We start from the raw sequence: 15,039 nt of genomic DNA on the forward strand, positions 1-15,039 counted from the left end.
CGACCGCCCTGATCACGGCCGCCGGGCGAGGCCCGCGGACCGGCCGCCGGCCGTCCGGGGGCCGGCCGGCGCGCACCGGCGGGGCCGGGCGGCGGACCGTCGCGTCCGCCGCCCGTCCCGCCGCCGAACCACCGTCCCACGACTGCTCACCGACGCACATCAGGGAAGGGCTCTCCTACGATGTTTGACGCCGAGTCGGACCGGACGACCGAGGCCGGAACGCCCCTGACCGGCGGGCAGTCCGGCATCTGGCTCGCCCAGCAGATCGAGCCGGACAGCTCTGCCTACACCCTCGCCTTCGTCCTCGCCCTGCGCGGCGCCGTGGACCACGCGCGGCTGACCGACGCGGTGCGCCGGGCCGTCGAGGAGGCCGAGGCCCTGCACGTCCGTGTCACCGCCGACCACTCCGGGCCGCGGCAGACGATCGCGCGGGCCCCCGTCGACGTACACGTCCTCGACCTGCGCGGCGAGCCCGAACCGGACCGGGCGGCCGCCGCGTGGATGGACGCCGACCGCGGCCGGCCCGTCGATCTCGCCGACGGCCCGCTGTTCGCCCAGGCCGTCATCCGGCTCACCGACGACCACGTGCTCTGGTACCAGCGCTACCACCACATCGTCGTCGACGGCCTGGGCGCCGCCCTCATCACCCGCCGCGCCGGCGAGATCTACTCGGCGGGCGAGCGGGCACCCCGGCCCGAGGACCGCTCGCTCGCCCGCCTCGTCGCCGCCGACCGGGCGTACCGCGCCTCCCGGCAGCACGACGCGGACCGCGCCTACTGGCTCGACCGGATGTCCGGCCGCCCCGAGCCCGTACGCCTGGTGGAGCGTGCGCCCACGCCGATGACACGGCGGTCGAGGCGCTCCACCCTGCTCGACACCCAGGTCACCGCCCGGCTGGACGCCGCCGCCCGCAGCGCCGGCGTCCGGCGCTCCCGGCTGCTGATCGCCGCCGTCGCCGCCTATCTGCACCGGGTCAGCGGCGCACCCGACCTCGTCCTCGGCCTGCCCGTCACCGCCCGCCCCGACGACGCGACGGCGACCGTGCCCGGCATGGTGTCCAACGTCGTCCCCCTGCGGATACCGGTCCGCCCGCACACGACCGGGGCCGAACTCGCCGCCGACGTACGGGACATCGTGGCCGAGGCCGTCGAACACGGCCGCTACCGGGCCGAGGACCTGGCCCGGGACCTCGGACTGGCCGACGGAGTGGTCGAACTGGTCGGACCCACGGTCAACATCCTCCCCGGCACCGGCGACCTGCCCTTCGCCGGCCACACCGCCGAACTCCACCCGGCGTGGCTCGGCCCGGTCGGCGACCTGGCTTTCACCTTCTCCCGGCCGGCGGACGGACAGGGCGTCCGCGTCCACCTCGACGCCGACGCCGACCTGTGCGACGAGGCCACGCTGCGCGCCCACGAACGCCGTTTCCTCGCCCTGCTGAACGCCCTCACCGACGACCTCCACCGGCCCCTCGGCCGGATCGACCTCACCGACGCCGCCGAACGCCGCACCCTGCTGGAGGACTTCGGCGTGTCACCGCGCGAGGTGCCCGAACTGACCTGGCCCGCCGCCTTCGAACGGCAGGTCCGCAGCGCCCCCGACGCCGTCGCCCTCGTCTTCGAGGACCGGGAGCTGACGTACGCCGAACTGAACGCCGAGGCCAACCGGCTCGCCCGGCTGCTGGTGACGCGCGGCGTGCGCGCCGAGGACGTCGTCGCGGTGGCCCTGCCGCGCTCACCCGAACTCGTCGTCTGCCTGCTCGCGGTGCTCAAGACCGGCGCCGCCTACCTGCCGCTGGACGCCGACCACCCGCGCGAACGCATCGCCCACATGCTGACCGACGCGGGCGCCCGCACCGTCGTCACCGTGTCCGCCCTGGCCGGCGAACTCCCCGCCACCGCCGCGACCCGGGTCCTGCTCGACGATCCGGCCACCACCGAGGAGCGCGCCGCCCAGGACGCGTCGGACCTCTCGCTGCCGGTCCCCCTCGACCGGGCCGCGTACGTCATCTACACCTCCGGCTCCACGGGCCGCCCCAAGGGCGTCGTCGTCACCCACGACGGCGTCGGCAGCCTGATCGCCACCGCGACCGACCGGATCGGCGTCGGACCGGACAGCCGGGTCGTGCAGTTCGCGTCCGTCGGCTTCGACGTGACCGTCTGGGACCTGATCATGTCGCTGTGCGTGGGCGGACGGATCGTTGTCGTCCCCGCCGAACGCCGCGTCGCCGGACCCGCCCTCACCGACTACATCGCCGCCCACCGCGCCACCCACATGATCCTGCCGCCCTCGCTGGTCTCCGCCCTGCCACGGGACTGCGAACTCCCCGACGGCGCCGTCCTCGTCGTCGGCACGGAGGCGGTGCCCGGTGAGCTGATCGCCCGCTGGGCCGGCCGGCTGCGGGTCGTCGTCGCCTACGGGCTCACCGAGGCCAGCGTCAACTCCACCCTCTGGCTCGCCGAACCCGGCCGGCCGGGGCCCGCGCCCATCGGCCGCCCCGACCCCAACACCCGCGCCTACGTCCTGGACGCCGCGCTGCGCCCGGTCCCCGTGGGCGCCGAGGGCGAGCTGTACGTGGCCGGGCGCGGACTGGCCCGCGGCTACCACGGCAGGCCCGCGCTCACCTCGGAACGGTTCGTCGCCGACCCGTTCGGCGCGCCCGGCACCCGCATGTACCGCACCGGCGACCGGGTGCGCTGGGCCGCCGACGGCAACCTGGAGTTCCTCGGCCGCGCCGACGGCCAGCTGAAGATCCGCGGTCACCGGATCGAACCCGGCGAGGTCGAGAGCGCCTTCATGGCCTGCCCCGGCATCGCCCAGGCCGCGGTCCTGCCGCGCCGGGACCACCGGGGCGTCACCCGCCTGGTCGCCTACCTCGTCCCCGCCGCCGAGGACGCCGAGGCCGCCGTGACCGCCGCGAGGGCGCAGGTCACCGACGTCCTGCCGGACTTCATGGTGCCGTCCGCCGTCGTCGTCATCGACGGCCCGCTCCCGCTGACGCCCAACGGCAAGCTGGACGGCCGCGCCCTGCCCGACCCCGAGTGGACCGCCCTGAGCGGCGCGGACGCGCCCGCCACCCCCGCCGAGACCACCCTCGCCGCCCTGTTCGCGGACGTCCTCGGCATGCCCTCGGTCGGCGTCCACGACAGCTTCTTCGAACTGGGCGGCGACAGCATCGTCGCCATCCACCTGGTCAACCGCGCCCGCGCGGCCGGACTGGCGCTCACGCCGCGCGACGTCTTCCGGCAGCGGACCGTGGCCGCGCTCGCCCGCACCGCCGTCCGGGCCACGCCCGACCCCACGCCCGCGCCCGCGGTGCACCTGGACGACGACGCCCTGCCGGTCTCCCCGCTCCAGGAGGGCTTCTTCTTCCACGCCCGCTACGACACCGGCTCCGCCGACCCCTACCTCGTCCAGCAACTCCTGGACCTGGAGGGCCCGGTCGACGCCGGCCGGCTGCGCCGGACCCTGCAACGGCTGCTCGACCGGCACCCGCTGCTGCGGGCCGCGTTCCGCCAACTGCCCGACGGCAGCGTCGTCCAGCGGCTGCCCGAGCGGGTGACCCTGCCGTGGTCGCGGACCGACACCGGCGCAACCGCGCTGGACGACATCCTGGCGGCGGACCGCACCGAACCCTTCGACCTCGAACGGCCCCCGCTGCTGCGCGCCACCCTGATCAGGGACGGCGGGCGCCACCGGCTGCTGCTCACCCTGCACCACATCGTCGCCGACGGCTGGTCCCTCGCCGTCCTGCGGCGCGAGCTGCTCGCCGCGTACCGGGACGAGACCCTGCCCGAGCCCTTCGCGCCGCGTCCCCACCTCGCCTGGCTGGCCGGCCGGGACCGCGACGCGGCACGCGCCGCGTGGCGGCGGGCGCTGGCCGGACTGCCCGGACCGACCCGGCTCACCGACGCCCTCACGGCGACCGCCGGCGCAGCGGCGCCCGCCCGGCCCGAGCACCTCGACCTCCGGCTGCCCGACGAACTCACCGCCGGCCTGACCGCCTGCGCCCGCGCCCACGGCCTCACCCTCAGCACCGTCGTCCACGGCCTGTGGGGGCTGCTGCTCGGCGGTCTGACCGGCCACCACGACGTGGTGTTCGGCAGCACGGTCTCCGGGCGGGGCGGCGGCGGCGCCGACCTGGACCGTGCCGTCGGCCTGTTCATCAACACCGTGCCGGCCCGCGTCGTCCCGCGGCCCGACGAAACCCTCACCGGGATGCTGCGGCGCCTCCAGGTCGAACAGGCGGCCCTGCTCGACCACCACCACCTCGGTCTCGCCGACATCCAGCGCACCGCGGGCGGCGGCGAACTCTTCGACACACTCGTCGTGTTCGAGAACCACCCGGCCGCCGACCCGGCCGCCGATCCGGCCGCCGCATCGACGTCCGAGCGGGCCGCGGAAGGGCTGCGCGTCACGCGCGCCGAGGTGTTCGACACCGTGCACTATCCCCTCGCGCTGATCGCCGAACCGGCAGGCGGCGGGCTGCGACTGCGGTTCAAGCACGACGCGGCACGGCTCGCCCGGCCCGCCGTCACCGACATCGCCGACCGCTTCCTCGCGCTCGCCCGCACCCTGGTGACCGACCCCGGCCGCACGGTCGCCCGCACCACCCTGCTCTCCCCGACGGAGCGGCGGCGCCTGACCGGACCCGACGACACCGCGCACCCGGTGCCCCCCGCCACCCTCGCCTCCCTGTTCGCGGAGCAGGCGGCGCGCACCCCGGACGCCACGGCGCTCGTCTTCGACGACTTCACCCTCACCTACGCCGAACTGGACCGGCGCGCCGAGGCGTTGGCGCGCCGGCTGCGGGCCGGCGGCGCGGGACCGGAGCGGTTCGTCGCCGTGGCCGTGCCCCGGTCGGCGGAACTGGTCGTCGCGCTGCTCGGAGTCCTCAAGTCGGGCGCCGCCTATCTGCCCGTCGACCTGGACTACCCCCCGGACCGGGTCGCGTTCATGCTCCGGGACTCCGGGGCGCGCACCGTCGTGACCACCGCCTCGGCCGCCGGACGGCTGCCCGAGGTGCCCGGCCTGCGGCACCTGCCGGTCGACGCCGAAGAGGACACCCCGGCCGGCCCGGCCGAACCCGCCGAACCCCACGGACCCGCGGGCCCCGACCACCCGGCCTACCTGATCTACACCTCCGGTTCCACCGGCCGCCCCAAGGGCGTGGTCGTCACCCACCGGGCGGTCGTCAACCGCCTCGCCTGGATGCAGGACACCTACGGGCTCACCGTCGACGACCGCGTGCTGCAGAAGACGCCGTCCAGTTTCGACGTGTCGGTGTGGGAGTTCTTCTGGCCCCTGCTGGAGGGCGCCGCCGTCGTCCTCGCCCGCCCCGACGGCCACCGTGACCCGGCCTACCTGGCCGAGCTGATCCGCACCCGGCGCGTCACCACGCTGCACTTCGTGCCGTCGATGCTGGCCGCCTTCCTCCGCGTGGTGGAGACGGGCGCCGGCGGACCCGACTGGGCGGCGAGCCTGCGCCGCGTGTTCTGCAGCGGCGAGGCGCTCCCTGGCACGGACGCGGCCCGCTGGCGCGACCTCACCGCCCGTCCGGACCGGGGCCCGGTCCCGCTGCACAACCTCTACGGCCCCACCGAGGCCGCCGTGGACGTGACGTACTTCCCGTACGAGGGCGGCGGCGAGGTCACCGTGCCGATCGGCCGGCCGGTGTGGAACACCGGGCTGTACGTCCTGGACGCCTTCCTGCGCCCGGTGCCCGACGGAGTGCCCGGCGAACTCCACCTGAGCGGCGTGCAGTTGGCGCGCGCCTACCACGACCGTCCGGGACTGACCGCCGAGCGGTTCGTCGCCGACCCGTTCGGGGCGCCGGGCGAGCGGATGTACCGCACCGGTGACCTGGTCCGGCGCCGCGCCGACGGTGCCGTCGAGTACCTGGGACGCACGGACCGTCAGCTCAAGATCCGCGGCAACCGCGTCGAACCGGGCGAGATCGAGGCGGCGCTGCGGGACCTGCCGGGCGTCGCCCGGGCGGCCGTGACCGTCCGCGAGGGCACCCTCACCGGCTACGCCGTGCCCGAGCCCGGCGCCGGCCCGCTGGACGGCGGGGCGCTGCGCGCCGCCCTCGCGGACGCGCTGCCCGCGCCGATGGTGCCCGGCGCCGTCCTGGTCGTCGACGGGCTCCCGCTGACGCCGAGCGGCAAACTCGACGTCAACGCGCTGCCCGCCCCCTCCCTCACACCCGTCGCCGGTGGACGCGCCCCGGCCGACGAGCGGGAGCGGGCGCTGTGCGAGATCTTCACGGCCGTGCTCGGTGTGCCCGGGATCGGCCCCGACGACGACTTCTTCACCCTCGGCGGCGACAGCCTCACCTCCGTCGCCGTCGCCACCCGGGCCAGGGAGCACGGCCTCGTCCTCGGCCCGCGCGACGTGTTCGAGCGCCGCACCCCGGCCGCACTGGCCGCCGTCGCCGCGCCCCTCACCACCGGCCCGGACGCCCCGGCCGCCCCGGACGCCGCCGCCGCGGGCGCACCGTCCGCCGTGACCGTCCCGGTCGGCGAGGCCGGACAGGCCGCCGCGGCCCTGCGGGCCGTACTCGCCCAGCAGGAGCGGTCCGGGGCCGCCGTCGACCCCGCCCTGCGCGCCCTGCTGGCCCAGCTCACCACGGCGGCCGACACCCCGCCGGCCCCGCAGCCGCCCGCCGCGCCCACCGCACCCGTGCTCGACGCGGAGGGGACCGCCCGCGTCGAGTCCGCCGCAGGACCCCGCGGGGTCGCCGACATCTGGCCCCTGTCACCGCTCCAGGAGGGCATGTACTTCCACGCCACCTACGACACCGGCGACACCCTCGACGTCTACCTCTCCCAGGAGACCCTCGACCTCGACCACCGCGTGGACGCCGGCCAGCTGCGCGCCGCCTGCCGGTCGCTGCTGGAGCGCAACGCCGGTCTGCGCGCCGGATTCGTCAGCGACGGCCTGCCCCGCCCGGTGCAGTTCATCGCGGAACACGCCGAGATCCCCCTCGTCGAGCACGACCTCTCCGCGCTGCCGGACGACGAACAGCGGGCCCGCACCGAGGAACTCCTCGCGGCCGACCGCCGCCGCCGCTTCGACCTCACCGCGCCGCCGCTCGCCCGCCTGCTCCTGCTCCACCTCGCCGACGGCCGGGACCGGCTGGTCGTCACCCACCACCTCATCGTGTGGGACGGCTGGTCCGCCTGGCTGTTCCTGGAGGAACTGTTCACGCTGTACGAGCGCGCCGGCGACGCCACCGGACTGCCCGCCCCCGGCTCCTACCGGGACTACCTGGCCTGGCTGGACCGGCAGGACACCGGCGCGGCCCTGACCGCGTGGCGGCGGGCGCTCGCCGGGTTCGACGAACCGACCCTGGTCGCCCCGGCCGGACGCGACGGCGGCCCGGTCATCCCGGCCGACTTCGACACGACGCTGAGCCGCGCGCTGAGCGACCGGCTGCGCACCACGGCCCGCCGGCACGGACTCACCCCCAACACCGTCCTCAACACCGCCTGGGCCCTGGTCCTCTCGGCGCTGACCGGCCGCGCCGACGTCGCCTTCGGCACCGCCGTCGCCGGACGCCCCGCCGACGTCCCCGACGCGGCCGGCATCATCGGCATGTTCCTCAACACCGTCCCGGCCCGCGTCGCCTTCGACCCCGCCGAACCCGTGCTCGACCTGGTGCGCAGGACCCAGTCGGAACGCGCGGCCGTCATGCCGTACGAGTACGTGGGGCTCGGCACGCTGCAACAGGAGACCGGGCACCGCCGGCTGTTCGACACGCTGTTCGTGCTGCGGTCCGCCGACGGCGAGGAGCGGGCCGCCGCGCTCCGGCAGCGGCACGGCATCACCGGCATGTCCAACGTGGACGGCACCCACTTCCCGCTCACCCTGATCGTCACCCCCGAGACGCGGCTGCGCGTCACCCTGGCCGCCCGGCCCGACCTGTTCGACGCCGACGCCGCGACGGTGATCCTGGACCGGTTCACGACCGTACTGGAGCGGCTGGTCGACGCCCTGGCCGCGCCGGACGCCCACGCCGCACGGACCGCGGGCGTCGACCTGCTGCTGCCGGCCGAGCGGGCCGCCCTGGCCGCCGCCCGGGCGGCCTCCCGCGCACCCGTGCCCGACGACACCATCGCCGACCTGCTCACCGCCCAGACCGCCCGCACCCCCGACGCGGTGGCGGTGGTCTTCGGCGAACAGTCCCTCACCTACGCCGAACTGGACGCCCGCATCAACCGGCTCGCCCGGCTGCTGCTGGCCCGGGGCGCGGGCCCGGAGCGGGCCGTCGCGCTCGCCCTGCCCCGCTCCCTCGACATGGTCGCCGCCCTGTTCGCGGTGCTGCGCACCGGCGCCGCCTACCTGCCCCTGGACCTCGACCACCCGGCCGAGCGGCTGCGCCTGATGGTCGCCGACACCGGCCCGCTGTGCCTGGTCTCCACCACCTCCGTCGCCCCCGCCCTGCGGGACGGCGGCGCACCCCTCGCGCCGGAACTGCTGCTGGACGACCCCGCCCTGGCCGCCGAACTGGCCGCGCTGCCGGACGGCCCGGTCACCGACGCCGAACGGCCCGCCTTCGCCCGCGGCGTCCCGGACCGGCTGGAGCACCCGGCGTACATCATCTACACCTCCGGCTCCACCGGACGGCCCAAGGGCGTCGTCACCCCCTACCGCGGGCTGACCAACATGCAGCTCAACCACCAGCGGGAGATCTTCGACCCGGCCATCGCCTCCGCCGGGGGACGGCGCCTGCGGATCGCGCACACCGTGTCCTTCGCCTTCGACATGTCCTGGGAGGAACTGCTGTGGCTCGTCGAGGGCCACGAGGTGCACGTCTGCGACGAGGAGCTGCGCCGTGACGCCGAGGCCCTGGTGGCCTACTGCGACCGGCACGGCGTCGACGTCGTCAACGTCACCCCCACCTACGCCCAACTGCTCATCGAGGAAGGCCTGCTGGAGCGCGACGACAGCGGCACCAGGCACCGGCCCGCCCTCGTCCTGCTCGGCGGGGAGGCCGTCTCCGACACGGTGTGGACCCGGCTGCGCCGCACGGAGGGCACCTACGGCTACAACCTGTACGGGCCCACCGAGTACACCATCAACACCCTGGGCGGCTCCACCGCGGACAGCGCCACGCCGACCGTCGGCCTGCCCATCCGGGGCACCCGCGCCCACGTCCTCGACACCATGCTCCGCCCGGTCCCGCCCGGCTGCCCCGGCGAGCTGTACATCTCCGGCACCGGACTGGCCCGCGGCTACCACGACCGTCCCGGCCTGACGGCGGAGCGCTTCGTCGCCGACCCGTTCGGCGAGCCCGGCGAACGCATGTACCGCACCGGTGACCTGGTGCGGCAACGGCCGGACGGGCTGCTGGACTTCCTCGGCCGCACCGACGACCAGGTGAAGATCCGCGGCTACCGCATCGAGCCGGCCGAGATCGCCGCCGCCCTGTCCGGCCACCCCGAGGTCGCCCACGCCGCCGTGGTCGTGGCGCAGTCCGCGGGGACGAAACGCCTGGTCGGATACGTGGTGCCGGAGGAGGGCGCGGCAGCGGGGGAGGACCTGCCCCAGCGGCTGCGGGAGCACCTGAAGGCGGGGCTGCCCGACTACATGGTCCCCTCCGCCCTCGTCCCGGTGGACACCCTGCCGCTGACCGTCAACGGCAAGCTCGACGTCAAGGCGCTGCCGGCCCCCGACCTCACCGCCACGGGCACCGTCCGGCCCCCGCGCACCCCCCGGGAGGAGACACTGCGGGCGCTCTTCGCGGACGTGCTCGGGCTGCCCGCGGACGGCATCGGCGTCGACAGCGACTTCTTCGACCTCGGCGGGCACTCCCTGCTGGCCACCCGCCTGGTCAGCCGCGCCCGCACCGCCCTGGACGTCGAACTCGCCATCCGTGACCTGTTCGAGGCACCCACCGTCGCCGAACTGGCCCACCGCACCGCCCACTCGGACGCCCCCGCCCGCCCCGCGCTCACCGCCACCGAACGCCCCGACGAACTGCCGCTGTCCCACGCCCAGCAGCGGCTGTGGGTGGTCCAGCAGATCGAGTGCACCTCCGCCGCGTACAACTTCCCGCTGGTGACACGGGTGCGCGGCCCGCTCGACCGGACGGCGTGGAGCGCGGCCCTCGCCGACGTGACGGCCCGGCACGAGGCGCTGCGCACCGTGTTCACCGAGCGGGACGGCCGGGTGTACCAGCGCGTGCTGCCCGCCGGCCGGGCCCACCCGCCGGTGGAGCACGTCCGGGCCGCCGAGGACGAGCTGCCCGGCATCGTCGACGCCGCCGTCGCCCGCCCGTTCGACCTCGCCCGTGAACTCCCGCTGCGCGTCACGCTGGTGGAGCTGTCACCCGAGGACCACGTGGTCGTGCTGCTGCTGCACCACATCACCACCGACGAGTGGTCCGACCGCCCGTTCCTGCGGGACCTCGCCACCGCCTACCGCGCCCGCCTCGCCGGTACGGCCCCCGACTGGCCGCCGCTGCCCGTCCAGTACGCCGACTACGCCCTGTGGCAGCGGCGGCTGCTCGGCGACCCCGCCGACCCGGACAGCCTGGCCGCACGCCAACTGACGTACTGGCGGAAGACGTTGGCGGGTGCCCCGGAGGAACTCGAACTGCCCGCCGACCGGCCGCGTCCGGCGCGTCCGGCGTTCACCGGGGCCGCCCTCGACCTCGACTTCGACACCGCCGTGCACGAGGGCCTGCGGCGGCTCGCGCGGGACACCGGCGCCAGCATGTTCATGGTGGTGCACGCCGCCGTCGCCACCCTGCTGCACCGCCTGGGCGCCGGGACGGACATCCCGCTCGGCGCGCCCATCGCCGGCCGCGCCGACGAGGCCCTGGACGACCTGGTGGGCTTCTTCGTCAACACCCTGGTGCTGCGCGCCGACCTGACCGGCGACCCCACGTTCACCGAACTGCTGGCCCGGATCCGCGAGAGCGACCTGGCCGCGTTCTCCCACGCGGACGTGCCGTTCGAGTCGGTCGTCGAGGCGATCAACCCGACCCGGTCGCTCTCCCGCAACCCGCTGTTCCAGGTGATGGTCGGCCACCACGTCCGCACCGGCGACGCACTGGAACTGCCCGGGCTCACCGCCGAGTACCTGCCCTTCGGCGTCAACTCCGCCAAGTTCGACCTGGTGTTCAGCTTCACCGAGCACCAGGCGGGCGACGGCGGACCGGGCTCGCTGCGCTGCCGGCTGGAGTACGCCACCGAGCTGTACGACGACGACACCGCCGAGGCGATCGGCGAGCGGCTGCGCCGGCTCGTCACCGCCCTGGCCGCCGCACCCCACCAGCCCGTCTCCCGGGCGGACATCCTCTCCGCCGGCGAACGCGCACTGGTCCTGGAGCGCTTCAACGACACCTCCCGGGACGTCGAGGAGACCTCCCTGCCCGGCCAGTTCGCCCGGCGGCTGGCCGAGCGGCCCGACGCGGTCGCCGTCGTCGAACGCTCCCGCTCGGTGACGTACGCCCAGCTCGACGCGCGGGCCGACCGCATCGCACGGCTCCTCGCCGCCCACGGCGTGGGGACCGAGAGCGTCGTCGGCGTGGCCGTGCCCCGCTCGGTCGACATGATCGCCACCGTGCTCGCCGCGCTGAAACTGGGCGCCGCGTTCCTGCCGCTGGACCTGGCGCACCCCGCCGACCGCCTCACCTACATGATCGAGGACTCGGGCGCCGCCCTCGTCGTCGGCAGCGAGCCGGTGGCCGGCAAGATCCCCGACGTGCCCGACGTCCCCGTGCTGCTGCTCGACGCCCCCGGGACCGTCACCGCACTCGACCGGCTGCCCGGCACCCCGCCGCAGCACCGGCCCGTCCCGCTCGACCGGGCCGCCTACGTCATCTACACCTCCGGTTCCACGGGCCGGCCCAAGGGCGTCGTCGTCTCCCACGAGGGCATCTCCAGCCTGGTCGCCACCGCCGTCGACCGGATGGGACTGCGCCCCGACAGCAGGGTGCTGCAGTTCGCCTCCATCGGCTTCGACGTGTTCGTCTTCGAAGTGGCGATGGCGCTGTGCCACGGCGGCCGGCTCGTCCTGATCCCCGAGGAGGCACGGGTCGCCGGACCGGCGCTCACCGACTTCCTCGCCGACCAGCGGATCACCCACATGATCCTGCCGCCGTCCCTGGTCTCCGCCCTGCCGCCCGGCTGCCGGCTGCCCGAGGGCTCGACCGTCCTGGTCGGCACCGAGACCGTCCCGCCGGACCTGTTCGCACGCTTCGGCACCACCGCCCACCTGATCTGCGCCTACGGACTGACCGAGGCCACCGTCAACTCCACCCTGTGGCCCTCCCGCGAACACGGGAGCCGCCCGCCCGGGCGCGTCCCCATCGGCCGCCCCGACCCCAACACCCGCTGCTACGTGCTCGACGCACACCTGCGGCCCGTCCCGCCCGGCGTGGCGGGGGAGCTGTACGTGGCCGGGCGCGGCCTCGCGCGCGGCTACCTCGGCAAGGCCGGGCTGACCTCCGAGCGGTTCGTCGCCGACCCGTTCGGCGAGCCCGGCGCCCGCATGTACCGCACCGGCGACCGCGCCCGCTGGCGGGCGGACGGCAACCTCGACTTCCTCGGCCGCGTGGACACCCAGGTCAAGATCCGCGGGTTCCGCATCGAACTCGGCGAGATCGAGGCGGCCCTCGCCGGACACCCGGCCGTCGGCCAGGCCACCGTGACCGCCGACCGCGACGGGGACATCGTGCGCCTCGTCGGCTACGTCGTGCCCGAGGGCGGCGCGGACCCCGACCCGCAGGCGCTGCGCGCCCACGTCGCCGGGCTGCTGCCCGAGTACATGGTCCCGGCCCTCGTCGTACCGCTCGACGGCCCGCTGCCGCTCACCCCGAACGGCAAACTGGACCGCAGGGCACTGCCCGCACCGGACTGGTCCGCCATGACCGGCGACGCCCACCCGGCCACCCCGACGCAGACCCGGCTGGCCGGACTGTTCCGCGAGGTCCTGCGGCTGGACGGCGTCGGCGTCCACGACAACTTCTTCGCGCTGGGCGGCCACTCCATGGCGGCGATGCGCCTGCTGGGCCGGATCCGTACCGAGTTCGGCGCGGAACTGAGCATCCGGGACGTCTTCGACGCGCTGACCGTCGCCGGCCTCGCCACCAAGCTCGACGGCGCCGCGGCGGCCCGGCCCGCCCTGCGCCCGGCCGGGGACGGCGCGACCGTGGCCGCCGGCCGGCCGGTCGCACCGGTCCAGCGGTGGCAGTGGAACGCCCACCGGCGCGACCCGCGGCCCGACCACGCCCTGGTGCTGCACGCGCCGGGCGGCCTCGACGCGGACGCGCTCGCCGCCGCGCTGGCCGATGTGACCGCCCGCCACCAGCCGCTGCGCACGGCGTTCACCGAACGCGACGGCACGGTGTTCCCGCACGCGGTCGAGGCTCCCGTCCTGGCCGTGGAGGACTGCGCCGACCTCGACCGCCGCCTGGCCGAACTGGCAGGCGCAGAGACCGACTTGACGCGGGAGGCGCCCCTGCGGGCCCGGCTGCTCACCGCGCCGGACGGCCGCCAGGCGGTCCTGCTGACCCTGCACTACCTCGCCGTCGACGAATGGTCGGTGGTGCCCCTGCTCCGCGACCTGTCCACCGCGTACGCGGCCCGCACCGCGGACCGGGAACCGGCGTGGGAACCGCTGCCGGTGACGTACGCCGACTACACCCGCTGGGCCCACGACACGCTCGGCGACCTCACCGACCCGGACAGCCGGGGAGGACGGCAACTCGCTTACTGGCGCCGGACGCTGAGCGACGTACCGGCCCTGCTCGCCCTGCCGGCGGACGGGCCCCGGCCCGGAGCAGCGGCCCGCCGCGACGCCGGGCAGGTCGCCTTCGTCCTGGACGAGCGGCTGCACGCCGACGTGGACCGGCTGGCCCGGGCCACCGGCACCAGCATGTTCATGGTGCTGCACTCCGCCCTGGCCGCCCTGCTCACCGCGCACGGCGCGGGCACCGACCTGCCCATCGGCACCATGGTGGCCGGCCGTGGCGACGACCGGCTCGACGGTCTCGTCGGCTGCTTCCTCAACACGGTCGTGCTGCGCACCGACACGGCGGGCGACCCCACCTTCTCCGAACTGCTGGCCCGCGTACGGGAGACGACGCTCGGCGCACTCGACCGGCAGGACGTCCCGTTCGACGAGGTGGTCCGCGCGACCGGGCTGCCCGCCGGGGGACCACAGGTCATGGTGGTCCACCACGAACAGGCCGACCTGGAACGGCTGGAGGGCGGACTCGGTTCACTGCGGGCCGTCCCCACCGGCTCGGCACGGGCGGAGCTGACGCTCGGCTTCCACGAGCCGCGCGACACCGGCCCGGTGCACTGCGCGATCACCCACGACACCGCGGTGCTCGGAGCCGCCACGGCACGGCGGCTCGCCGACGAGCTCCTCGCCCTGCTCCGCGCCGCGGCGGCCGATCCGGAACAGCCCCTCTCCCAGCTGATCACCACCCCGTCCACGAGGAGTGAGCACGCATGACGACCAATCCGTTCGAGGACCCGCAGGGCCGCTTCCTGGTCCTGGTCAACGACGAGAACCAGCACTCGCTGTGGCCGTCCTTCGCGGAGGTGCCGGCCGGCTGGCGGACGGCGTTCGGCGAGGACACCCGCGAAGCCTGCCTCGCCTACGTGGAAACCCACTGGACCGACCTGCGCCCCGCGAGCCTGGCGGCACGCCAGGACTGAGCCGCCCCGCGCGCCGAAGCGCCCCGCCCGGATCCGGCCGCCCACGAGTGCCACCGCACCGCGGACGGCCGGTCCGCTTCGGACGCGTCCCGGGGGACGGAGGACGACCGGGGCGGCGGCTCGGCGGGACGGCCGGGGTCGGGAGGACGGCGGGGTTGGCCGGGGTCGGCGGGTCGGCCGGGTCGGCCGGGTCGGCCGCTGAGCGTCCGCCCGGGCGCGCGCACCGCGCCGGCCCGTACCCCGGCCGCCCGCCACCCCTCTACGCCCTGTCGCATTCACCCGGCTGCCGGACCTCTACGCCTCGTCGGGGGCCGCCGCCCCTTTACGTCCCGTCGCTCTCCACCCGGGCGGCCGGCCCCCT

The 15,039-nt window shown here is 75.7% G+C and carries 2 protein-coding genes; both read left to right on the forward strand.

The features are described from left to right. The first annotated feature begins 180 nt into the window (after nt 1–180). Complete coding sequence (locus FHX78_RS34180; RefSeq protein ID WP_145871214.1) at nt 181–14,472, forward strand: non-ribosomal peptide synthetase; 14,292 nt, start codon at nt 181–183, stop codon at nt 14,470–14,472. Then, entirely contained in the window at nt 14,469–14,678 is a 210-nt protein-coding gene (locus FHX78_RS34185; RefSeq protein WP_145871215.1) for an MbtH family protein, read from the forward strand. Before FHX78_RS34180 ends, FHX78_RS34185 begins: the two co-directional genes overlap by 4 nt. Nucleotides 14,679–15,039: the final 361 nt, after the last annotated feature.

It is taken from the genome of Streptomyces capillispiralis, assembly GCF_007829875.1.
GTDB lineage: Bacteria > Actinomycetota > Actinomycetes > Streptomycetales > Streptomycetaceae > Streptomyces > Streptomyces capillispiralis.

Excerpts from the sequence above, each read along its gene's own strand:
- FHX78_RS34185 (WP_145871215.1), top strand. The coding sequence starts at position 14,469 with ATGACGACCAATCCGTTCGAGGACCCGCAGGGCCGCTTCCTGGTCCTG.
- FHX78_RS34180 (WP_145871214.1), top strand. The coding sequence starts at position 181 with ATGTTTGACGCCGAGTCGGACCGGACGACCGAGGCCGGAACGCCCCTG.